Raw genomic sequence first — 19,904 nt, forward strand, 5'->3', positions numbered from 1 at the left:
CGAACACTAGTTCGATGCCCCGACACGTTTGCGTGATTTGGGGCTGTAGTGACAAACGAGACCAGTGTTTTCCTTGCACCGGCCCCAATACCCGCACAACCCCGGGCAGTAGGCTCCCAATCATGCGAGTTGGTGTTCTCGGAGCTAAGGGCAAAGTCGGCGCGACCATGGTGCATGCGGTCGAATCCGCAGAAGACCTGACATTTTCGACGGGAGTCGATGTGGGTGATCCGCTGACCTTGCTCACCGACACCAAGACCGACGTCGTCATCGACTTCACTCATCCCGACGTGGTGATGGACAACCTGAAGTTCCTCATCGACAACGGTATTCACGCCGTCGTCGGGACCACCGGATTCACCTGGGACCGCATCGAACAGGTGGAGGCCTGGCTCAAGGCGAAGCCCGAAGCCGCTGTGCTGATCGCGCCGAACTTCGCCATCGGCGCGGTGCTGTCCATGCACTTCGCTCAGCAGGCGGCACGCTATTTCGAGTCCGTCGAGATCATCGAACTGCACCACCCGCACAAGGCCGACGCGCCGTCCGGCACGGCCGCTCGCACAGCGAAGCTCATCGCCGAGGCGCGGAAAGGCATGCCGCCCAACCCGGACGCCACCAGCACCGGCCTGGAGGGAGCTCGCGGTGCCGATGTGGACGGCGTGCCGGTGCACTCAGTGCGGGTAGCCGGGCTGGTCGCCCATCAAGAGGTGTTGTTCGGAACGCAGGGGGAGACGCTGACGATCCGGCACGACAGCCTGGACCGGTCATCGTTCGTGCCGGGCGTGCTGCTGGCCGTGCGCAAGATCGCCGAGCGGCCGGGCCTGACCATCGGCATTGAACCGCTGCTCGACCTGTCGTGAACGACGGCGCGCGGTCGCTGCGCATCCAACTGGTGATCGGCTTCATGTGCCTGGCGCTGATCGCCTACTTCCTGATGCTCGGTCGTACCGCGTGGATCTTCATCACCTCGGGTGAGCCGGCCGCCATCGGACTGGGCCTGGCGCTGCTGGTATTCCCGCTGATCGGCATCTGGGTACTGGTCACCACGCTGCGGGCCGGGCTGGCGCATCAACGGTTGGCCCGCCTTGCCCGTGAACAGGGCATGGAACTGGACGTCAGCGCGCTGCCGACGCGGCCGTCCGGTCGTATCGAACGGGACGCCGCCGATGAACTGTTCGGGACGGTGAAGGCCGAATTGGAAGCCGATCCCGACAATTGGGTTCGCTGGTACCGGCTGGCGCGTGCCTACGACTTCGCCGGTGATCGGGGCCGCGCGCGCGAGACCATGCGCACGGCGGTGCGGATGCAGGAACAGCAGGCCTCATGACCAAGACGCTGCTGGTGGTGCATCACACGCCGTCGCCGGCAACGCGAGAGCTCCTGGAAGCGGTGCTGGCCGGGGCAAACGATCCGGACATCTCAGGGGTCACAGTCGAACTCAAGCCGGCGTTAGCTGCGACTGTCCCGGACATGCTGGCCGCCGACGGCTATTTGTTCGGAACCACAGCCAATTTCGGCTACATGAGCGGTGCGCTCAAGCACTTCTTCGATACGGTGTACTACCCGAGCCTCGACCATGTGGCCGGGCGTCCCTACGGACTGTGGGTGCATGGCAACAACGACACCGTGGGTGCGGCGAATGCGGTCGACAAGATCGTGACGGGACTGGCGTTGGTCAAGGCAGCGGACGTGCTCGAAGTCGTGGGCGCAGTCGATGCCGGGATCCGGGAACGGGCCTACGAGCTGGGTGGCACCCTGGCCGCAACGCTGATGGAGTGATGGAGGGACGTAATGCCAGGAATTGCCGAACTTGCGCTGGGGGCGGCGCCCATTGCCGGTGGTGCCCTGCTGGGAGCGGCTGCAGGCAACCTCAAACCACCAGACGTACGCGGTTTGATCACCAAGGATCTCGATCTGCTGGCCCGCATTCCGGCGGACCAGGTCGATCGGCGCGCCAGAATGCAGGCCAGCATCGACCGCCGGATCGACGAATTGATCGATGCCGGTGAACGGACCCGTGAGCTCCGTGAAGCCGCGTTGTCCTATCGGGGAAATTGGCGCGACATTCTGGTGTTCGTCTGCGCGTTGCTGTTCACGTTCATCTGGTGGAACGTCAGCCACAGCCGGCCCAACTGGACGTTGACCTTCGTGTTGATGATCGTGGTCTCGGTGGCCGCGGGAATCTACGCGGGCCGCGGTATCGCCCGCGCCGTCAACAGCTTCATGCACCGCAACGACGACAAACCGCAGGCCTGAGCCGGCGTCAGTAGTGGTAGGTGTCGGACGGGGCCGGCACGTGATCCGGGTCGTCGCTGTACTCCGGCTCGTGGATGCCGTACGCCCGCGCCAAATCGAGGATCTTGTTGGCCCGGGCGATGCGGGGCAGGTCTGACCCGTTGCGGATCTCCCCGCCATCGCGCTGGAATTCGGCGAAAAACTCCCTGGCCCAGCTGATCTCGTCCTGAGAGGGCGCCAAGCCTTCGTTGACCGTCGCGCACTGGTCGGGCGTCAGGCAGATCTTCCCGGTCATGCCGAACTCGGCCGAGACTGCGGTGGCCTCTGACAGCCGCAACGCGCTGGATCCCACCGTGGGTCCGTCGATGGCCCCCGGCAGTCCAGCGGCCTTGGCTGCGATGGTGAACCGCGACCGCGCGTACGCCAGCGTCGCCGGGCTGTCGCCGAAGCCGGTGTCGCGCCGGAAGTCGCCGATGCCGAACGCCAGCCGGAACGCGCCCTTGGCCGAGGCGATCTCGGTGATCCGCTCGAGGCCACGGGCAGTCTCGACCAGCGCGACAATCGGCACGTTGGGCAGCCGCCGGGCGGTCTCGGTGACGTGGTCCACCGACTCGACCATGGCGAGCATGACGCCGCCCACCGAGGTGCCGGCCAGCATCTCCAGGTCGTCGGCCCACCACGGGGTGCCGAAGCCGTTGATCCGGACCCAGTCACTGTTGCCGTCGGCCAGCCAGCGGGTCACCTTTTCGCGCGCGGCGACCTTGTCCTTGGGTGCCACCGCATCCTCGATGTCGAGAACGACGATGTCGGCGCGGGAGCGGGCTGCGGGGGTGAAGCGCTCATACTGCGCGCCATTGACCAGCAACCAGCTCCGGGCCAGTACCGGGTCGATGCGGAACCCGGGTTCGCTGGAATGGGACTCGTCGGAGAAAGGCTGGTCGTACACGCCGTCAATCGTCGCTCACGGCCTATACCGGGGCAAAAGCGGCCCCGAACACCCGCTCGGTGTTCTCCCAATGCCGTTTCGCGGCTGCCTCGTCGTACACCGCCGCATGATCGGGCACCGCGAAACCGTGCGCAGCGGGGTAGAACTCGATGGTGTGCTCGACGGCGGCGCCGGCCAGCGCGTCCTCCAACCTCTTGCTGTCGTCCTCGGTGAACGAGGCGTCGTTCTCGGCGGCGCCCACATAGACCACCGCCTGGATCTTGTCGGCCAGCAGGTGCGGGCTGTCCGGATCGTCTTCGACGGCGAGTCTGCCGCCGTGGAAGGACAACGCGGCCGCGACCCGCTTCGGGACGCGGGTTGCGACGATGAGGGACGCCCGACCGCCCATGCAGTAACCGGTGGTGCCGAATGTCTCACCGTCGACATCGTCCCGGGCGGCGAGGTAATCGAAGAACGCCTCGGCGTCGGAGGCGATGATCTCGGGGGTGAGCGTGCCCATCAGCTCGAAGAGCTGCTTGCGCTGCTCCTGATCGGTGAACACGGTGTTGAGGTCGAACGGGCCCCAGCCCGGAGTGCGGTAATAGACGTCGGGTACCAGTACGACGTAACCGAATCCGGCCAGCTTGTCCGCCATCTGTTCCATGGTGGGGCGCAGGCCGCCGGCGTCGGGGAACAGCACGACACCGGGCCAGGGGCCGTCACCCTCCGGCGTGGCGACGGTGACGGGGCAGGTGCCATCAGATGTGGTGATTGTGTCTGTGGTGGTCGGCATGGCTACCGTTTTACTCCCAGGGCCGGCACGTAAGCTGACTGTGTGCTGATCCAGACGCCCTACGAGGACCTGCTGCGGAAGGTGACCGAGCAGGGGGTGTCGAAATCCGATCGCACCGGTACCGGCACCCGCAGCCTGTTCGGGCATCAGCTGCGTTACGACCTGGCCGCTGGTTTTCCGTTGATCACCACGAAGAAGGTGCACACCAAATCGGTGATCTACGAGTTGCTGTGGTTCTTGCGCGGCGATTCCAACGTGCGATGGCTGCAAGACCACGGTGTCACAATCTGGGATGAATGGGCCAGCGAGACAGGCGATCTCGGTCCGGTCTACGGGGTGCAGTGGCGGTCGTGGCCGACCCCGTCGGGTGAGCACATCGATCAGATCTCGAATGCCCTCGAGTTGCTCAAACGCGACCCTGACTCACGCCGAAATATCGTCTCGGCGTGGAATGTCGGCGAGATTCCGCAGATGGCACTGCCGCCGTGCCACGCCTTCTTCCAGTTCTACGTCGCCGACGAGAAGTTGTCCTGCCAGCTGTATCAGCGCAGTGCGGACCTGTTTCTCGGTGTGCCGTTCAACATTGCCAGCTATGCCCTGCTGACCCACATGATGGCCGCGCAGGCCGGGTTGGGCGTCGGTGAGTTCGTCTGGACCGGTGGCGATTGCCACATCTATGACAATCACGTCGAGCAGGTGGCCACCCAGCTCGGCAGAGAACCCAGACCGTACCCGGAACTTGTTCTGGCTGAACGTGATTCGATTTTCGACTACGAGTACGAGGATATTGCGATTCTGAACTACGACCCACACCCGGCGATCAAGGCGCCCGTCGCGGTATGACCGGTGATCTTCGAGCGCTGGCGATGATCTGGGCACAGTCGACCTCGGGCATCATCGGCCGCGACAACGGTATCCCCTGGAATCTCCCGGAAGACCAGGCCCGGTTCAAACAACTCACCCTCGGACAAACCGTGGTGATGGGCCGGCTGACGTGGGAGTCGCTGCCGGCCAAGGTCCGTCCGTTGCCGGAGCGGCGCAACGTCGTCATCACTCGCAACCCTGGGTACGTCGCCGACGGTGCCGAGGTGCTGAGCGGACTCGACGACGTCTTCCGCGGCTGGGTGATCGGCGGAGCGCAGATCTATGCGCAGGCCCTTCCGTTCGCGGTCAGGTGTGAGGTGACCGAGGTCGACATCGACCTGGCCCCGGCCGAGGGCGACGCGTTGGCGCCGGTGCTCGACGACTCCTGGAGCAAAACCACGGGTGAGTGGCTGACCAGCGGTTCGGGACTTCGGTACCGATTTTCCAGCTACGTGCGAGCGCGGTAACCGGCCAGCCTGCGTACTTCGCTGTCCGGGTCTGCAGCGGCAAGCTCGTCGATCCGCTTTTCCAGCGCCGCGACGTCGTCGCTGTCGAGATCGCTCGGCCCCATGGGCCCGATCAGATCACCGATGACGATGACCGCGTGGCGACGGATCAGCGGCTCGGGATGCTTGAGGCCGGGCCGGACACCCGGGAGGTCGGCGGCGTCGAGCGTGCAGAATCCGCGCCCCGGTTTCAGGTCCTCGGCCAGGAGCGCCGCGACGGCCGGGTCTGCGAGGCCGGCGGCCAGCAACGTGTAGTCCAGCGGCAGGTGCCCGCGCCCATGATCGCGAAACGAACGGTACGGTGCGGCGACGGCGGCCGATCTGCTGTCGGCCGGTAGGTCACGGCGTGCCAGCACCTCCAGCCCGGCGCCGAGGCGGCCCAGGGCCGTTGCCACCCAGTCGTGGGCGTTGCCGCGCAGAGGTAGTGCAGCCCACAATGCGTCCAACACCTCGGGCGTCGCGATGTTGAGGTCGGCGAGGAGTTTGGCGCCGGTCCAGGCGTTCTCGGAGTGCCCGAGCGCCGCGATTCCGACCGGTACCGCGGCCGCACCGGTATCGAGCAGAAGCTCGATCGCCCGTTCACGGCCGAGTGCGTTGTCCGGTCCGGCGGCCAGACCCGCCGCTACGGCGAGGGCTGTCACGCGTTGCTCGACCGGCATGGCTAGGAGGTCTCGTTCGGCTTCCGCCACGGCGACGTAGTAGGGGAAGTGACGGCGCAGTTCCTCCTCGGTCACCGACCGAACCAGAAGATCCGCGTCCTCGTCATCGAGGTAGACGACCGCATCGTCGGGCAGGGTCCCGTCGGCGACCAAAGCGATCCGAGTCCCGGCGGCGATGTTCAGCATCGCCAGGGCGAACCGGTCCCACTCCTGCTCCCACTGTGCGCGGGGAAGGCCTGTCACGGCGGCGCTCAGCCGGGTGCCCCACTGCGAATCGGTTTCGCCCCACTCGTAGTCCTGGTACCCCCAGTCCGGTGGACTGAACCGGCAATCCGGATCCTCGACCGACTCCTCGGTGGCCAGCGCCAGGTTGGGGAGGTAGATCACGCCGGTGGTCTCGGCATAGAACTCGCTGAACGCCACGGCATAGGGCCTCTCTGCGGCGGCCGCAGCGACCAGCGCACGTACCGATTCCGCCGCGGCCAGGGTCAACTCGGTCTCGAACGCATCCCAGTCCAACGTCACGCGGACCAGTATCGGCCAACCGGGGCGGGGGACCTGTCGGTCACCTCGCTCCAATCCGCTCCGCTACTTGTCGGTCTGTTCGCTCCAATCCGCTCCGCTACTTGTCGGTGGCATAGGGAACGATGGCCAAGTGGCCACCCTCACGATCGCGCAGGCCCGCCGCGTCGCCGTCTCCGCACAGGGGTTTCACGCACCCAAACCCCGCGGCCCGGTGACCCGCGCGCATCTGCGCAAGCTGATCTCCCGGATTCAGGTGCTGCAGCTGGATTCGGTGTCGGTGGCGGTGCGGGCGCACTACGCGCCGGTGTTCAGTCGGCTGGGTCCGTATGACCGGGATGCGCTGGACCGGGCCGCGTGGTCGCACAGTGCGCGTTCGCCGCGGCTTCTGGTGGAGTACTGGGCGCACGAGGCCGCGCTGATGGCGGTCGAGGATTGGCCGCTGCTGCGATGGCGGATGCGGGAGTACACCCACGGCCGGTGGGGCACCGAGATCGTCCGGAAGAACCCCAAGCTGGCGGAGGACATCGTGGCCGCCGTCGCCGAGCTCGGGCCGTCGACCGCCGGCCAGATCGAGGCACATCTGGAGTCCGAGCCGCGCGGCCGCAAAGGACCGTGGTGGGACCGCAGCGAGACCAAGTGGGTGGCCGAGGCACTGTGGTCCTCTGGTGTCCTGACGACGGCGACGCGCGTCGGCTTCGCCCGGCACTACGACCTCACCGAGCGCGTACTGCCACCGGAGGTCGTGGCCCGGCAGGTCGACGACGAGGAGGCGGTTCGGGAGCTGGCCCTACGCGCGGCCTCGGCGCTGGGCGTCGGCACCGAAGCCGACATCCGCGACTACTTCCGGATGGGAGCCAGACAGGTCAAGCCGGCGCTCGCCAAGCTGGTGGCGGACGGCGAACTTGAGCCCGTCGACGTCGAGGGCACCCCCGCCTACCTGCGCGCGGGCCAGACGGTGCCGAGCCGGGACCGTGGCACCGCCCTGCTGTGCCCGTTCGACCCGTTGGTCTTCTTCCGGCCCCGGGTGGAGCGGTGGTTCGACTTTCACTACCGCATCGAGATCTACGTGCCCGCGCCCAAACGCCAATTCGGTTACTACGTATGGCCGTTTCTGCTCGACGGGGAGCTGGTGGCGCGGGTGGATCTCAAACGCTCCGATGCCGCGTTGCAGGTGTTGGGCGCTTTCACCGAAGACGGCCGCGACCGTTCTCGGGTGGCAGACGCCTTGGCGGGGGAGTTGCGCTCGATGGCCTCGTGGCTCGGGGCCGATGACGTGACGGTCGCCCGGCGGGGCGATCTCGCCACATCATTGGTCCGGAGCCTGCGGGGATAACCTGTGCGCCCCGACATTGGGTAGCCGTCTAGTCGTGCGCCCCGGTGCTCACCACCAATCGTCCGGTGGTTTCGCGGGCGGCCATCCGCGCCAATGCATGCGGCAGTTGATCCCACGCCACGTTGTCGCCCACCACGGTCTGTAGCCGGCCGGTGCGCATCAGCTCGAGAATCTGCACGTGGGCGTCGAGGCCTTCGGAGCGGGCCGGCCAGTTGAACCCTAGTGTGCGGCGTACGGCCAGGGGATCGGTCACATAGACCAGACACACCCCGCACACGTCGAAGTTGCCGTAGGCGATGGGTCGCGGTGAGATGTAGTCACCGTCCTCCAGGGCGATGTCCTCGGCGAACCCGGCCATCAGGTGACGTCCGTTGAATCCCATGCAACGGAACGTATCTGTCGTCACGCTGCCGCCCACCGCGTCGAACGCAACGTCCACGCCCCGGCCGTAGGTGAGGTCCATGACCTGCTCGACCCAGTCGCTCTCGCGGTAGTTGATGGCATGGTCGGCGCCGAGTTTGCGACAGAGCTCGAGCTTCTCTTCACTGCCGGCGGTGGCGATCACCTTGGCGCCCAGCGCCTTTCCGAGAACCAGGGCGCCCGATCCGGTTCCGCCCGCAGCCGCGTGCACCAGCAGCGTTTCGCCGGGCTTCAGGCGACCGCGTTCGCGTAATGCGAACCAGCCCAGATGGAACGGATAGTGCAGGGCGGCGCCCTCGACGTCGCTGACCCACTCCGGCAGATCGAGCACCGTTGCGGCGTCGACGATGGCGTAGGACGCATACCCGCCGAACGCCATCACCGGGATCCCGACCACGCGGCGGCCGATCAAGTGTTCGGCGCCCAGGCCCGCGCTTTCGACCACACCGACCGCTTCCATACCCGGCACGAACGGCGGCTGCAGGGGCAGCGTGGTGTAACGCCCCTTGATGATGTCGATGTCGTTGAAGTTCAGGCAGAACGCGCGGACCGCCACCCGGACTTCGTTGGGGCCGGGCGCCCGCACCTCCACGGTCTGGCGCTCCAGCACCTCGGTGGGCTCACCGAGCGCGGTGGCAACCCACGCCCCGCCGAGATTGGCTGTGGTGCAGTGTGATTCACTTGTCCTCCGTGGTGGTGAGAAAGCGTTCCCGGTAGGCGCGGAATCGCTCGGCCAAGGAGCCCGGATCGAGCCCTAGGGGGGCAGGGTCGTAGATGACGCCCCCGTAGCGTCCACGGGGATGTTCGGTGAGGAAGTCCGTCATTGCCGCGCGAACATCGTCGCCGAACGGCTGGTCGGCGAGCCGGTAGATGCCGGCCAGCGTGGCCCGCTCGTCGGCCATGAAATCGTCGAACCGGACGTCGATGGATTGCCCGGCCGGCAACGCGTCGCGATCGCGGATACAGCCGGCGAGCAGATCGTCGACACGGTTCAGCCAGTGCCCGGTCACTTTTGCCACATCGGGACGGTCCACCGTCATCCGCGCCGCATAGCAGATCATCGTCATCATCGATAGCGTCACTTCGACTGGATCACGATGGGTGACAACGAAAGTCGCATCCGGGAATGTGGCGGCCAGGGTCGGGAACTGTTCCAGGTGCTGGGGTGATTTGAGTACCCAGCGGTTTCCGCCGCGCAGCCATTGCATCGCCTGCAGGCTACGCTTGACGTACGCGTAGGACGCCGCCTGATCGTGCGCCTTGTAGTGGGCGGCGAAACTCGGTACGTAATAGGAAGTTTCGAACAGCATGCCGGAGATGTCGTTGGCCAGCAGCTGGATCTCCTCGTGAGCATGCTCGACGGTCATGTCGTGCATCCGCCGGAACTCCGGCATCGAGGAGTGCACCAGTTCCAGGCCGGTGGCGCAGCGCTCCTGACGCGGTGCCGGTGAGTCTTCGCCGGGGCCGGCCACGGGTTCTAGGCTTTCCCAGTAGGGCAGGTAACGCAGTGCGGGATCCGCGGCGAGCAGGTTGTGCAGGTGCGTGGTCCCGGTGCGGGGGAGACCGCAGATGATGATCGGCCGTTCGATCTCGATGGCCTCGATCTCGGGATGGTCGGTGATCAACGCCTCCAGGCGCAACCGATTGACCAGATGTCCCACCACCTGTTCGAACGCCATCGCCACGCCGGTGCCGGAAAGGTTCGCCTCATCGCGAAATGCGGTACAGAGCACATCGAGACGTTCCCGGAACGCGGCGTCGCCGAAATCGTCCAGCCCGGACCGCTCGGTCGCGGCCGTCAGCAGTGCTTCCGGGTTCAACTCCAGATTCGCACCGTAGGCAGTCAGCCCCTCGCGGAACGCCTGGGCGGCCGGCGGATACGCGGGGTTGGCGAGGTCATCGAACCGGATCGGCGCCGGACGTTGCAGGTTGGTGGTCACAGGGCCGCGACCTCGGCCACGTCGACGACCCGGCACTGTGGGTGCGCCGGGGTTTCGGCCGGCAGGAACCAGCGCAGCCAGATGAGGCCCTTGGATCGGCCGGCCGTCGACACCCAGTTCGGGTGGCCCGGGTCCTTGTCGCTGATGACGATGCGCCAGGATCCGTCGGGTTCGTAGGTGACATGGGCGCCGTTGATGGTGACCCGCTCATGGGTGTAATCGAAGGTGTGCAAGAACGGATTCCACAGGCAGAGGTTCCAGAACTCGCACTCCGGTGAGGTGCCTTCGATGATCAGGGCCTGATCCGGCGCCAGGTCGTAGGCGCCCATGGCGTACGCCGCGTCACCGGCGGACCACCCGTAGGCGTTCTGGGGGACCGGGAACGGTGGGTGCAGCTGGTTGGCGGGCTCCACCTTGGTGGGCAGGAAGGAAACCTGTTCGTGCAGCCAGTTCTTGGCGTAGCGGAAGCGGCGGGCCAGGTCCGCGGCACTGTCTGAACGCCGGGCGGGCGGATTGAGGGTCTCGATCCGCCACACCGGCCGGCGCCCGGTGGCCGTATCGTTCAGATAGTCACGGGTCAAGGCGAATTCGGCATCGGCTTCCAATTTGAGCCAGGCGCCCGGGTGGGTGTCCGGGCTCATGATGAACTCGAAGTTGCCTTCCTCGTCGAATTCCAGGTCGTGATCGTTGATGGTGCCGACGATGCGGTCGCTGTAGCGGCCCTCGCCCGGCCCGCCGTAGACGGTCATCGACAGGTACACCGCGTCACCGCGATTGCCTGTGACGCGGAAGGTGCGGTCCGGGTTCAGCGGGGCGAGCTGATAGAAGGCGTCCGCGTTGTCCCCGCCCCATTTGAGATACGGGCTGGTGACGTCGATCAGCATCGGCTTGTCGCGGTCGCCCCGCACGTAGGCGTCGACGCTGACCTGCAGCACGCTGAACGCCAGGCGATATCCGTCGAGCAGATCGGGTTCGCTCAGTGCAGGTTCGGCGGTGAGCAACTTCTGCTCGATGCTGCGCACCTCGTCGAGAAGCGCATTGAACGCCTCGGACAGCTCGGCCTTGTCGGTCATGGTTGGTCCTTCCTGGGTGGGTTGGTACGTCCTGCTCCTTCGATCAGCAAGGAGCACAATCGATCTGCGGTGTTTTCGACATCGATCTCGGGTTCCATATGGGCGGTGAAGAACGCGGTACCGATCACCGCCTGGTAAACCATGTCGACGTCGACATCGGGACGGACCCGGCCCAGCTCCACGCCGGTGGCGACGAGGGAGCGGAAAGCGCCCTTGGTCTGCTCGTCGAGCAGCTGCTGGGTCTTGATGTGCAGTTCCGGGTCGCGGCGACGTTCGGTCAGGATGCCGAGCGCGGCGGCCTCGACCACCGGATCACGCCAGAAGGTGAGTACCGCGGAAGTGAAGCCCCGCAGGTCGGACTCGAAATCTCCTGAGACCGTGAGGAGTTCACCGCCGGGTGGCTGGCCGAATGCGGCATCGAAGACCAGATGGGCCTTCGAGGGCCAACGCCGGTAGATGGTGGGCCGGCTGACACCGGCCTCACGGGCAATGGCCTCAATGGACAGTTGGTCATAACCATCACGTGCCAGCAAGGCACGGGTGGCACGCATGATGTCGCGCTGGGTTTGTGGATCACGCGGCCGTCCGGGGCCTGTGAGTGAGGACACACGATTACGTTACGATACGTCACGTAATTAGGTCAAGGGTTGCGCTGAAGTCGCTTTTCTCGGCCGTTTCGACACCTGAATCGTGGTCGTCGTCGGTCAACGGCCGTCGGGTCGGAAACGGCGAGGCGTGTGGGGCGCGGACCGTTCACGTTCCGCGATCGATCAGGTCGAACACCATCACTGCATGTGCAAAACGATGTGGGGTCACGCCGATCTCGCCATAAGGATGGTCGAGCGTGAAGACCAGGTAGAGCAGCAACGCCAGTAGAACGGTCACCGAACTCACCAGGACCATGTGGGCGCGGTTGTTCTCGAGCCGCATGAAGCTGGCCAGGCTGATCAAGACCAGGCTGCCGAAGACCAGGGCGCCCCACAACAAAGGAGGTATTCGCGGACTCGAGTTGAGGATCCGGGCGCTGCGGTCCGAGGTCAGGACGGCCAATTGACTGAGGAACTGGCTGTTGATCGCGCTCGCGGCGGGGTCCGGTTTGGCGGTGCCGACGATGCGGTACATCTCGGTGAGCGCGTATCGGCCATTGTTGCTGATGGTGCCGAACTCCTCCTTGCCCCACTCGGGCCCCTGTACCGCGGCTGCATAGCTGCGGAGTTGTTCGCGCACCTGAGCCTGTTCCGGCTGCGGCATGGCCACGGTCTGGCGATACATGGTTACCAACGTCGAGGCTTCGTTGGACACATTGGTCTCAGCCGAAAGGTATTGCTGCCAACCGACGACCACGGTGAACCCGAGAAGCGCGCCATAGACGAGTCCGACAACCGTGAGGAACGGCGACAGTATCCCGTTGTGTTCTGGTCGCGTGTCACGGGCAATGACCCGACTGGCCAGCAGCACACTGCCGACAGCCAGCGCCACCGCCCCGATGACAACGACAGCAAGCATGATCCACGCGCCGACCATCCCAAAGTCGCCCATAGCTGACCAGGATGGCAGCAAACTTCTCGTCGCGGAGGCTGATCGTTCGGTTTCGGGGCGGCGGCTACGGATCAGATCATCTGCAGGGCCGCGAGGCAGACATCAGTCGAGGCGAACGCTCTCGCGGGCTTGACGCGCTTGTGGGTGACCCCGCCGCGTCGCCTCTCGGAGAAGATGATGCGACCGTCGGGGCTGAACCCGATTTCCAGCTCCGTCACCACGCCGGTTGCGCTGAGCAGCGGGTGTTCCCACACCATCGTGCGGTACTCGGCGTTGGGTCCGCTGTCAAAGATCAGATCCCAGTCCTTCTCGTTGGCGCGTTCGGTGACCAGATCCAGCATCTCGTAGTGCACGGTGGTTCCTCTCATGATCGTTCTCGATCGTCGTTTGGTGGAGATGTATTGCGAGACAGGGCTATCGACATGGTGTTGAGCTTGGTTCAATCGGCGTCCGGCGTCTGTCCGCTGATCGGACCACCGCCAGGGCCAACTCCCGATCAGCCGATCGGGGGACAAAGTTGGACGGATCGGTCGCTGCCCCTCGATCAGCGACCGATCCATCGGTCTGGGTGGCTCAGCGCCCGGGCAGAATCTGAGTGACGGTGGCTTGCAGGTCAGCACCTTCGGGGCCGGTGATGCCGGTCTCCCGGTCGAAGGTCGCGGTTCCGTCCGCGTCGATGGTGAAGTTGCCCACCTGATCCTGATCGCCCCCGGTCACCTTGAAGACCACGGTCGTCTTGTCCGGCAATGGCTTTGCACTGATGTATTGCGGGTTGATGGTGTACCGGTAGTTGCATCCCGCCGAGCCGTAGCACTTCTGCTGGGTGACGACGACGCCGATGACGAAATCGGCTGCGGTGGGTGACGGTGCGGCCGGTGACGGCGTCGAGGACGACGACAACCCCGCGCCCCACTTCGGTGTGTCAGTCGGGTTCGTCGAGACCCGGTCTGGCGACACGCAGCCCGCCAACGCGAGTGATGTGCCAAGTATGCACAGGGCCAGAGTGATTCGGTGCTTGTTGCCGGCAGCGGCAATGGCCTTGCCGGTGATTTTGCGTAGCATCGATCGACCTTCCTTTTCAGGTGGGCGGGCCGGGTGGCGGGGCAGGGTCCAAGCTGTGAACCTGCCACCCGGTGTCCGGGGAACAGGACAGTAAAGAGGAGGGGACCGACAAGTTCGGTCAGGCGAGGGTGCGGGGTGAGAACTCCGGGCGTCAGATGACTTCGAGGAATTCCTCGAGCACGGTGACGACCGCTTCGGTATTGCCCTGCGGATCCATGAACTCCACCTCATAGGCGGGTGGGAGGTCGGACTGCCCATATTTGGTGTGGTCCATCACGACGGTCCCGACCGCCCCGGCCGGCAGGTTGTGTTCGGGCATCGGCCGTCTCAGTCGGACCTGTCCGTATTCCTCCGGCTTCATCGGCTCGCCCCGGCGGGAACCCTGCGCCTGCTCGTACTCGGCGGCGCTGGAAACCGCGAGCGCGACGGCTCCGCCCACGGCTGCGATGAAGGCGATGACCACCAGAGCGCCGTATCCCGGCCGGGAAACATCACCCAGCAGAACCACGCCGACGATGCCGGGCACCACGGTTTCGCCCACCACCAATGCCGCAGCCACGCCGTTCACCGACCCCACCTGCAGGGCAACGGTGAAGAGGTAGAAACCACCGAGACCGGCGACCACCACGGCCCATGTCGCCGGGTCGGCGACCAGCACCCGGAGGTTCAGGGGATCGAGACCGTCGACGAGTCGTATCGCCACCGCCATCGCCCCGTAGAGGACACCGGCGATGAGGCCCGCAGGCACGGCAGCACGCCGTCCGAGAAACCCGACCAGTGCGGCGCCCAGGCCCAGGATGATCGCGGACACCACCAGCACACCCCAGTGCATCATTGCGCCCGGATCGCGGTCGCCCAGACGCCCGGCAGTCGCGCCCAGGATGCACAGCGCCACAAGAACAATGGCGATCGCGGTCCAGTCGCGCCGGTGCAGTCGAACGTGGAGAACGAAGATGCTCAACACCGCGGTCACCACGAGATTGGCGCTGATGATCGTCTGCGACAGGAACAGCGGAATCAACCGAGCCGAGACCAGGCTGCCCACGAAGCCGAGAAGGTCGAGCGCTATTCCCGCGATGAAGACCGGTGCCAGCATCGCGCCGATGGTCGACCGCAGGGTGGGGCCGCTGTCCGTGGTGCCGGCCACCGTCGCGCCCGAACGTCCCGCGGCATACGACTGCAACACAGAGGCCGTTCCATAACCGACACACGCCAGCAGCGCGGCGGCCACGCCGATCAGCACTGTGAACCGTCGTGGTGTGCCGATGGCGAGGGGACGGCGCAGAACATCAGGAAAGTCTAGGAGCGATACCGATCGCGTTGGGTCGAACGGTTGCCGATTTCTGCAGCGGGGTCGTGGCGCCGTCCGACCAACCGCCCTGGCGTAGATGTCGGCGCGCTGCCATGCCGCTGCAAACGGCTCGACAGTAGGGTGGGCGAGTGGCCGAGATCGCGCCGCTGCGCGTGCAGCTGATCGCCCAGACGGAATTCCAGGCACCGCCGGACGTGCCGTGGAGCACCGATGCCGCGGGCGGGCCCGCGCTCACCGAGTTCGCGGGCCGGGCCTGTTACCAGAGTTGGTCGAAGCCCAATCCCCGGACGGCGACCAACGCGAGCTACATCCGCCACATCATCGACGTCGGCCATTTCTCGGTCCTCGAACACGCGTCGGTGTCCTTCTACATCAGCGGCATCTCCCGGTCGGCCACCCACGAACTCATCCGGCACCGGCACTTCTCCTACTCGCAGCTCTCCCAGCGCTACGTCCCGGAGAACGACGCCGAGGTGGTGGTTCCGCCCGGGTTCGAGGACGACCCGGAATTGGTGGAGCTCTTCACCGCTGCCGTCGATGCCAGCCGCGCGACCTACATCGACCTGCTGGCACGGCTGGAAGCCAAGTTCGCAGACCAGCCCAACGCTGTCCTGCGTCGCAAGCAGGCCCGGCAAGCCGCCCGCGCGGTGCTGCCCAACGCCACCGAGACCCGCATCGTGGTCACCGGCAACTACCGCGCCTGGCGCCACTTCATCGCGATGCGGGCCAGCGAACATGCCGATGTGGAGATCCGCAGGCTGGCGATCGCGTGCCTGCGTGAGCTCGTCGAAGCGGCCCCAGCGGTGTTCTCCGATTTCGAGATTTCGACGCTCGCGGACGGCAGTGAGGTGGCAACGTCGCCTTTGGCCACGGAGGCTTGACGGAGTGGCCGGTCAACACCGCGACGGAGGTCCGATCGACCCGGGGTAATCTTGGCGCGTGAGCACGAGCGGAATCGATGTAACAGCCCAGTTGGGCACGGTGTTGACCGCAATGGCAACTCCGTTCAAGCCCGACGGTTCGCTCGATCTCGAAACTGCCGCTCGCCTGGCCAATCGCCTGGTCGACGCCGGCTGCGATGGTCTTGTGCTCTCGGGTACCACGGGCGAATCGCCCACCACCACCGACGACGAGAAGCTGGCGCTTCTGCGCGCCGTGCTGGAGGCCGTGGGGGACCGGGCCCGTATCGTCGCCGGAGCGGGCAGCTATGACACCGCGCACAGCGTGCACCTGGCCAAGGCCTCCGCAGCCGAGGGGGCACACGGTCTGCTCGTGGTGACGCCGTACTACTCACGTCCTCCGCAGGCCGGTCTCGTTGCGCACTTCAATGCGGTCGCCGACGCCACCGATCTGCCGAACCTGCTCTACGACATTCCACCGAGATCCTCGATCCCGATCGCCTGGGAGACCATCCGCATTTTGGCCGCGCACCCGAACATCGTGGGCGTCAAGGACGCCAAGGGCGATTTGCACGGCGGTGGCCAGATCCTCGCCGAGACCGGGTTGGCGTACTACTCCGGTGACGACACTTTGAACCTGCCCTGGCTGGCCATGGGTGCGGTCGGTTTCGTCAGCGTCTGGGGGCATCTGGCCGCAGGTCAGTTGCGAGACATGTTGACCGCGTTCAACTCCGGTGACATCGCGACGGCCCGCAAGATCAACCTCTCACTGGCCCCACTGGCCCGTGCCCAGGCCCACCTGGGCGGGGTCACCATGTCCAAGGAGGGCCTGCGGTTGCAGGGATTCGACGCCGGCGTGCCACGGCTGCCGCAGATCCCAGCCACGCCCGCTGAAATCGAGGCGCTGGCTATCGATATGCGTGCGGCGGCGGTGTTGCGATAGTGAGCACCGAACTCGCGCCCCCCAAGCCACTGGTCCCCGGCGGTCTGCGAGTTACCGCGCTGGGTGGAATCAGTGAAATCGGCCGCAACATGACGGTGTTCGAGCACCTGGGCAAATTGCTGATCGTGGACTGCGGGGTGCTCTTCCCGGGACACGACGAACCCGGCGTCGACCTGATCCTGCCGGACCTGCGTCACGTGGAGAACCGGCTCGACGATGTCGAGGCACTGGTCGTCACCCACGCCCACGAGGACCACATCGGGGCGATCCCGTTCCTGCTCAAGCAGCGTCCGGACATTCCGGTGGTCGGCTCGAAGTTCACCATCGCGCTGATCCGGGAGAAGTGCCGCGAGCACCGCATCAAACCGGTGTTCGTCGAGGTCGCCGAGCGGCAGAGCAGCCAGCACGGCGTCTTCGAATGCGAGTACTTCGCGGTCAACCACTCCATCCCGGGATGCTTGGCCGTCGCGATCCACACCGGCGCCGGCACCGTCCTGCACACCGGAGACATCAAGCTCGACCAGCAACCGCTCGACGGCCGCCCGACGGACCTGCCCGGCATGTCCCGGCTCGGTGACGCCGGCGTCGACCTTTTCCTGTGTGACTCGACCAATTCCGAACACCCGGGCGTCAGCCCGTCCGAGAGTGAGGTCGGTCCGACACTGCACCGGCTGATCCGCGGTGCCGAGGGCCGCGTGATCGTGGCCTGCTTTGCTTCGAACGTCGATCGCGTGCAACAGATCGTCGACGCCGCGGTGGCGTTGGGTCGACGGGTCTCGTTCGTCGGGCGCTCGATGGTGCGCAACATGGGTATCGCCCGTGAGCTCGGCCTCCTACGGGTGACCGATGCCGACATCCTCGACATCGGCGCGGCGGAGATGATGCCGGCCGAGAAGGTCGTCCTGATCACCACCGGTACCCAGGGTGAGCCGATGGCCGCGCTGTCGCGGATGTCGCGCGGCGAGCATCGCAGCATCACGCTGACGGCGGGCGATCTGATCATCCTGTCCTCATCGCTGATTCCGGGTAATGAGGAAGCGGTCTACGGCGTCATCGACGCGCTGGCCAAGATCGGTGCTCGTGTCGTCACCAATGCCCAAGCGCGCGTTCATGTTTCCGGCCACGCCTACGCAGGTGAGCTGCTGTTCCTCTACAACGGGGTGCGGCCACGCAATGTAATGCCGGTGCACGGCACCTGGCGTCACATGCGCGCCAACGCGGCGCTGGCCGCCAGTACCGGGGTGCCGCCGGAGAACATCGTCCTGGCTGAGAACGGTGTGAGTGTGGACCTGGTGGCGGGTAAGGCGTCGATCTCCGGCGCGGTGACCGTCGGCAAGATGTTCGTCGACGGATTGGTGACGGGGGATGTCGGCGACGCCACGCTCGGTGAACGCCTCATCCTGTCTTCGGGTTTCGTGGCGGTGACAGTGGTCGTGCACCGTGAAACCGGAAAGCCCGCCGCGCCGGCCCATCTGTCTTCCCGTGGATTCTCCGAGGATCCGAAGGCGCTGGAGTCAGTCGCCCGCAATGTCGAGCGGGAGCTGGAAACCCTTGCCGCAGATAACATCACCGACCCGACCCGAATCGCCCAGGCTGTCCGGCGCACCGTGGGCAAGTGGGTGGGCGAGACCTACCGGCGCCAGCCGATGATCGTTCCGACCGTCATCGAGATCTAGCCGAATTGGTGCGCTGAGCCATCTGCCGGTGCGGTTAGATTGGGGCGGTGAGCCGCCCCGCACCTGAGGTGCCATTCGCACGACGTCGTCCGATGCCCCCGCACAGTTCGGCGGAAGAGATCAAGCGTGCTGTGGAGTACCCCTACTTTCTTCGATATCTGCTCGTCGTAGGTGGCGTCTTGTGCGCGCTCATGTTCCCTTGGGCGCTGTATGCGGTCGTCGTCCGAGAGCACGGACCCGACACAATCGTCACCATCGTCTTCGTGGTGGCGCTTGCCACTGTCCTGGTGGGGTCGAGGCTCATGCCGTCCGTCCTGATGCGGCGCTTCTACGACCGGGTGATGCAGGGTGGCGTGCTGTGTGACGTGTACCGGGCGGGTTTCCCCGATGCCAAAGCCGCGATCCTGATCGACACCCGGCTGTCCGACGCGCAGGCGGCGTATGTCCACGACGCGATCGCCACCTGGCTCGCGCGGTCAGCCGCGGACCCGGCGGGGCAGGCTCAGGCCGGCGGTCTGTTCGCAGACGGTCCGATTCGCAGTGCCGACGAACTCGCCGGCCCGGGCGCCCGGGGTGGGTTCCTGGTGGCCCGGGACAAGAACCCGGACAAGGGGTGGCGCCTGATACTTCCCGAGACGAATCCGCGCGACCCGCACCGGCCGTATACGAACGGTGTTGTGGTCCAGGTAAATACGCCCAGCCCGGAGTCAGCCGGCCAGTAGCAGGACCCCGCCGACCAGTAGTGCGATCGCCTTGATGAGCTCGAACCCGACGTAGTAGTAGTGCGCGTGCGAACGTGGCGCCGCCTCTTCGCCCGGGGCGAGGGCCAGCACGGCGTCGGACCGCTGAATCAGCTTGGGCCGCACCGCGATCAATTGCACCGCCAGTGCCGCGATGGCAACTGCGAAGGCCGCGATCACCGCTGCCGACGGGCGGTGCATGGCGAAGGTCACGATGATGACGACGGCGAATGCGGTCTCCACCGCGTTGAGCGCGCGGAAAACCCTGCGTCCGATGCCGAGTCCGATCTGTAGCGTCACACCCGGGGCACCGAACTTCAGCGGCGCCTCGAGGAACGAGATCGCCAGCACCATGCCCAGCCAGCAGAAGGCGATTGCAACCGCCACGGCCAAACCGGCGTTCATCACATACCTCCCAGTGGGCCGACTGCTCGGCCGGTTTTCCTGTCGGCGGGCGCCT

General features: G+C 65.9%; 23 protein-coding genes and 1 pseudogene. 11 read left to right on the forward strand and 13 right to left on the reverse strand.

Translation table 11 applies throughout. The annotated features are described in order from the left end of the window. The first annotated feature begins 122 nt into the window (after positions 1-122). Genes dapB through ACZYZF_RS01065 form a run of 4 tightly spaced genes read left to right on the forward strand, consistent with a single transcriptional unit; the run spans position 123 to position 2,256 of the window. The gene (dapB, locus tag ACZYZF_RS01050; protein WP_463745507.1) at positions 123-860 is read left to right on the forward strand and encodes a 4-hydroxy-tetrahydrodipicolinate reductase; all 738 of its coding nucleotides are present in this window, start codon (positions 123-125) and stop codon (positions 858-860) included. Next, a complete protein-coding gene (locus ACZYZF_RS01055) occupies positions 857-1,327 on the forward strand; it encodes a hypothetical protein (RefSeq protein WP_463834301.1) in 471 nt (156 codons plus the stop codon). The genes dapB and ACZYZF_RS01055 overlap by 4 nt, the downstream gene beginning before the upstream one ends. After that, positions 1,324-1,779, forward strand: a complete 456-nt coding sequence (locus ACZYZF_RS01060; RefSeq protein ID WP_463834302.1) for a flavodoxin family protein — start codon at positions 1,324-1,326, stop codon at positions 1,777-1,779. Before ACZYZF_RS01055 ends, ACZYZF_RS01060 begins: the two co-directional genes overlap by 4 nt. Positions 1,780-1,791: 12 nt before the next feature. Further along, positions 1,792-2,256: a hypothetical protein gene (locus ACZYZF_RS01065; protein ID WP_463834303.1), complete on the forward strand. Its 465-nt coding sequence runs from the start codon at positions 1,792-1,794 to the stop codon at positions 2,254-2,256. Between the two features lie 7 nt (positions 2,257-2,263). Here the strand turns inward: ACZYZF_RS01065 and ACZYZF_RS01070 are convergent, their stop codons facing one another. Both ACZYZF_RS01070 and ACZYZF_RS01075 read right to left on the reverse strand, forming a co-directional pair. Further along, on the reverse strand, positions 2,264-3,181 hold the full coding sequence (locus ACZYZF_RS01070) for an HpcH/HpaI aldolase/citrate lyase family protein (protein WP_463834304.1): 918 nt from the start codon (positions 3,179-3,181) through the stop codon (positions 2,264-2,266). Between the two features lie 22 nt (positions 3,182-3,203). After that, complete coding sequence (locus ACZYZF_RS01075; protein ID WP_463834306.1) at positions 3,204-3,953, reverse strand: dienelactone hydrolase family protein; 750 nt, start codon at positions 3,951-3,953, stop codon at positions 3,204-3,206. A gap of 42 nt (positions 3,954-3,995) precedes the next feature. Between ACZYZF_RS01075 and ACZYZF_RS01080 the strand changes: the two genes are divergently transcribed. Beyond that, on the forward strand, positions 3,996-4,796 hold the full coding sequence (locus tag ACZYZF_RS01080; protein ID WP_463834307.1) for a thymidylate synthase: 801 nt from the start codon (positions 3,996-3,998) through the stop codon (positions 4,794-4,796). Further along, positions 4,793-5,284: a dihydrofolate reductase gene (locus tag ACZYZF_RS01085; RefSeq protein WP_463834309.1), complete on the forward strand. Its 492-nt coding sequence runs from the start codon at positions 4,793-4,795 to the stop codon at positions 5,282-5,284. Before ACZYZF_RS01080 ends, ACZYZF_RS01085 begins: the two co-directional genes overlap by 4 nt. Here ACZYZF_RS01085 and ACZYZF_RS01090 read toward each other — a convergent pair. Continuing rightward, complete coding sequence (locus ACZYZF_RS01090; RefSeq protein WP_463834310.1) at positions 5,266-6,507, reverse strand: hypothetical protein; 1,242 nt, start codon at positions 6,505-6,507, stop codon at positions 5,266-5,268. The two genes, ACZYZF_RS01085 and ACZYZF_RS01090, sit on opposite strands and share 19 nt — an antisense overlap. A gap of 130 nt (positions 6,508-6,637) precedes the next feature. On the opposite strand from ACZYZF_RS01090, the gene ACZYZF_RS01095 reads away from it, so the two are divergent. Further along, on the forward strand, positions 6,638-7,840 hold the full coding sequence (locus tag ACZYZF_RS01095) for a winged helix-turn-helix domain-containing protein (RefSeq protein WP_463834311.1): 1,203 nt from the start codon (positions 6,638-6,640) through the stop codon (positions 7,838-7,840). Between the two features lie 28 nt (positions 7,841-7,868). Here the strand turns inward: ACZYZF_RS01095 and ACZYZF_RS01100 are convergent, their stop codons facing one another. From ACZYZF_RS01100 to ACZYZF_RS01140, 9 genes and pseudogenes are all read right to left on the reverse strand, one after another. Further along, complete coding sequence (locus ACZYZF_RS01100; RefSeq protein WP_463834312.1) at positions 7,869-8,870, reverse strand: zinc-binding dehydrogenase; 1,002 nt, start codon at positions 8,868-8,870, stop codon at positions 7,869-7,871. A gap of 67 nt (positions 8,871-8,937) precedes the next feature. Beyond that, positions 8,938-10,200 (reverse strand): sulfotransferase family protein, encoded by a 1,263-nt coding sequence (locus tag ACZYZF_RS01105; protein ID WP_463834313.1) that lies wholly within the window; start codon positions 10,198-10,200, stop codon positions 8,938-8,940. After that, positions 10,197-11,273 carry a DUF1214 domain-containing protein gene (locus tag ACZYZF_RS01110; RefSeq protein WP_463745520.1) on the reverse strand — a complete coding sequence of 359 codons (1,077 nt, stop codon included), beginning with the start codon at positions 11,271-11,273 and terminating at the stop codon, positions 10,197-10,199. The genes ACZYZF_RS01105 and ACZYZF_RS01110 overlap by 4 nt, the downstream gene beginning before the upstream one ends. Beyond that, positions 11,270-11,881, reverse strand: coding sequence for a TetR/AcrR family transcriptional regulator (locus ACZYZF_RS01115; RefSeq protein WP_463834314.1), 612 nt, complete (start codon positions 11,879-11,881; stop codon positions 11,270-11,272). The genes ACZYZF_RS01110 and ACZYZF_RS01115 overlap by 4 nt, the downstream gene beginning before the upstream one ends. 145 nt (positions 11,882-12,026) lie before the next feature. Continuing rightward, positions 12,027-12,812, reverse strand: a complete 786-nt coding sequence (locus tag ACZYZF_RS01120) for a bestrophin-like domain (protein ID WP_463834315.1) — start codon at positions 12,810-12,812, stop codon at positions 12,027-12,029. A gap of 71 nt (positions 12,813-12,883) precedes the next feature. Then, a complete protein-coding gene (locus ACZYZF_RS01125; RefSeq protein ID WP_463745523.1) occupies positions 12,884-13,180 on the reverse strand; it encodes a hypothetical protein in 297 nt (98 codons plus the stop codon). Positions 13,181-13,385: 205 nt separating this feature from the next. Beyond that, entirely contained in the window at positions 13,386-13,874 is a 489-nt protein-coding gene (locus tag ACZYZF_RS01130; RefSeq protein ID WP_463834316.1) for a hypothetical protein, read from the reverse strand. A gap of 151 nt (positions 13,875-14,025) precedes the next feature. Beyond that, on the reverse strand, positions 14,026-14,235 hold the full coding sequence (locus ACZYZF_RS01135) for a DUF4926 domain-containing protein (RefSeq protein WP_463745968.1): 210 nt from the start codon (positions 14,233-14,235) through the stop codon (positions 14,026-14,028). A gap of 27 nt (positions 14,236-14,262) precedes the next feature. Further along, positions 14,263-15,117, reverse strand: a pseudogene (locus ACZYZF_RS01140) (hypothetical protein); the annotation flags it as partial. Between the two features lie 197 nt (positions 15,118-15,314). Between ACZYZF_RS01140 and thyX the strand changes: the two are divergent. From thyX to ACZYZF_RS01160, 4 genes are read left to right on the forward strand one after another with little or no spacing between them, the layout of a single operon-like run. After that, entirely contained in the window at positions 15,315-16,067 is a 753-nt protein-coding gene (gene thyX / locus ACZYZF_RS01145) for an FAD-dependent thymidylate synthase (RefSeq protein ID WP_463834317.1), read from the forward strand. 58 nt (positions 16,068-16,125) lie between these two features. After that, entirely contained in the window at positions 16,126-17,028 is a 903-nt protein-coding gene (gene dapA, locus ACZYZF_RS01150; protein WP_463745526.1) for a 4-hydroxy-tetrahydrodipicolinate synthase, read from the forward strand. Continuing rightward, on the forward strand, positions 17,028-18,704 hold the full coding sequence (locus ACZYZF_RS01155) for a ribonuclease J (protein ID WP_463745527.1): 1,677 nt from the start codon (positions 17,028-17,030) through the stop codon (positions 18,702-18,704). The genes dapA and ACZYZF_RS01155 overlap by 1 nt, the downstream gene beginning before the upstream one ends. 47 nt (positions 18,705-18,751) lie before the next feature. Then, positions 18,752-19,426 carry a hypothetical protein gene (locus tag ACZYZF_RS01160; protein ID WP_463745528.1) on the forward strand — a complete coding sequence of 225 codons (675 nt, stop codon included), beginning with the start codon at positions 18,752-18,754 and terminating at the stop codon, positions 19,424-19,426. Here the strand turns inward: ACZYZF_RS01160 and ACZYZF_RS01165 are convergent. Further along, positions 19,412-19,849 carry a hypothetical protein gene (locus ACZYZF_RS01165; RefSeq protein ID WP_463745529.1) on the reverse strand — a complete coding sequence of 146 codons (438 nt, stop codon included), beginning with the start codon at positions 19,847-19,849 and terminating at the stop codon, positions 19,412-19,414. The genes ACZYZF_RS01160 and ACZYZF_RS01165 overlap by 15 nt on opposite strands. Between the last annotated feature and the right edge of the window lie 55 nt (positions 19,850-19,904).

The sequence above is a fragment of the Mycobacterium sp. IDUB_24 genome (assembly GCF_055419385.1).

Excerpts from the sequence above, each read along its gene's own strand:
- ACZYZF_RS01075 (WP_463834306.1), bottom strand. The coding sequence starts at position 3,953 with ATGCCGACCACCACAGACACAATCACCACATCTGATGGCACCTGCCCC.
- ACZYZF_RS01060 (WP_463834302.1), top strand. The coding sequence starts at position 1,324 with ATGACCAAGACGCTGCTGGTGGTGCATCACACGCCGTCGCCGGCAACG.
- ACZYZF_RS01135 (WP_463745968.1), bottom strand. The coding sequence starts at position 14,235 with ATGAAGCCGGAGGAATACGGACAGGTCCGACTGAGACGGCCGATGCCC.
- dapB (WP_463745507.1), top strand. The coding sequence starts at position 123 with ATGCGAGTTGGTGTTCTCGGAGCTAAGGGCAAAGTCGGCGCGACCATG.
- ACZYZF_RS01125 (WP_463745523.1), bottom strand. The coding sequence starts at position 13,180 with ATGAGAGGAACCACCGTGCACTACGAGATGCTGGATCTGGTCACCGAA.
- ACZYZF_RS01065 (WP_463834303.1), top strand. The coding sequence starts at position 1,792 with ATGCCAGGAATTGCCGAACTTGCGCTGGGGGCGGCGCCCATTGCCGGT.
- ACZYZF_RS01120 (WP_463834315.1), bottom strand. The coding sequence starts at position 12,812 with ATGGGCGACTTTGGGATGGTCGGCGCGTGGATCATGCTTGCTGTCGTT.
- ACZYZF_RS01165 (WP_463745529.1), bottom strand. The coding sequence starts at position 19,849 with ATGAACGCCGGTTTGGCCGTGGCGGTTGCAATCGCCTTCTGCTGGCTG.
- ACZYZF_RS01110 (WP_463745520.1), bottom strand. The coding sequence starts at position 11,273 with ATGACCGACAAGGCCGAGCTGTCCGAGGCGTTCAATGCGCTTCTCGAC.
- ACZYZF_RS01130 (WP_463834316.1), bottom strand. The coding sequence starts at position 13,874 with ATGCTACGCAAAATCACCGGCAAGGCCATTGCCGCTGCCGGCAACAAG.
- ACZYZF_RS01085 (WP_463834309.1), top strand. The coding sequence starts at position 4,793 with ATGACCGGTGATCTTCGAGCGCTGGCGATGATCTGGGCACAGTCGACC.